The 1093-nt window shown below is 65.5% G+C and carries 1 protein-coding gene; it reads left to right on the top strand.

Going from position 1 to position 1093, the window contains the following annotated elements; translation table 11 throughout:
- A partial coding sequence (locus tag ACSFA3_RS25330; protein WP_435508089.1) for a M3 family metallopeptidase occupies window positions 1-1093 on the top strand: 1093 nt, incomplete at both ends.

The raw sequence follows: 1093 nt of genomic DNA, 5'->3' as shown, positions 1-1093 counted from the left end.
CTGGACCCGGCTGGGCTCCGACGAGCAGCTGTACGCCAAGTACAAGTCCATCGACATCGCCACGCTCAATTCCGAGCAGCGCCAGGCGCATCGCAATGCCGTGCGCAACTTCGTGCTGGGCGGCGCCGAGCTGCAGGGCGAAGCCAAGAAGCGCTTCGCCGAGATCCAGGAGCGTCAGGCCGAGCTGAGCCAGAAGTTCAGCGAGAACGCACTCGACGCAACCGACGCCTTCGCCTACTACGCCGCGCTCGGCGAACTCGAAGGCGTGCCTGAAGACGTGGTGAGCGCAGCGCGCGCAGCCGCCGAAGCCGATGGCAAGGAAGGCTACAAGCTCACGCTCAAGATGCCGTGCTACCTGCCGGTGATGCAGTTCGCCAAAAGCAGCGCGCTGCGCGAGAAGCTCTATCGCGCTTACGTCACGCGCGCCAGCGAGTTCGGCGACGCCGCCTTCGACAACACCGCACTCATCACCGAGATCCTCGCGCTGCGCGAGGAAGAAGCGAAGCTGCTGGGCTACAAGAACTACGGCGAACTCTCGGTCGTGCCGAAGATGGCCGAGTCGCCCGAGCAGGTCGTCAAGTTCCTGCGCGATCTCGCGACCAAGGCCAAGCCCTATGGCGAGCGCGACCTGGCCGACCTGCGGGTCTTCGCCGCGGAGCAGTTGAGCATCACCGACCCGCAGCCCTGGGACTGGAGCTACATCGGCGAGAAGCTCAAGGAAGCGCGCTATGCCTTCAGCGAGCAGGAGGTGAAGCAGTACTTCCCCGCGCCGAAGGTCATGGCCGGGCTGTTCAAGATCGTCGAGACGCTGTTCGAAGTGTCGATTCGCCGCGACTCGGCACCCACGTGGCACCCGAGCGTCGAGTTCTATCGCATCGAACGCCAAACCCCTCAAGGCGTCCAGAAGGTCGGCCAGTTCTATCTCGACCCTTCTGCCCGCGCCGCCAAGCGCGGTGGCGCCTGGATGGACGACGTGCGCGCCCGCTGGCTGCGCCCCGACAACGGCGCGCTGCAAACCCCCATCGCGCAACTGGTGTGCAACTTTGCCAGCGGCGTCGACGGCAAGCCACCGCTGCTCACCCACGACGACGTG

Origin of the sequence: Variovorax glucosi (genome assembly GCF_051216695.1) — a bacterium.
Classification (GTDB): domain Bacteria; phylum Pseudomonadota; class Gammaproteobacteria; order Burkholderiales; family Burkholderiaceae_C; genus Variovorax.
The sequence above is the reverse complement of the archived record's forward strand: the minus strand, read 5'-3'. Positions and strand labels throughout refer to the sequence as shown.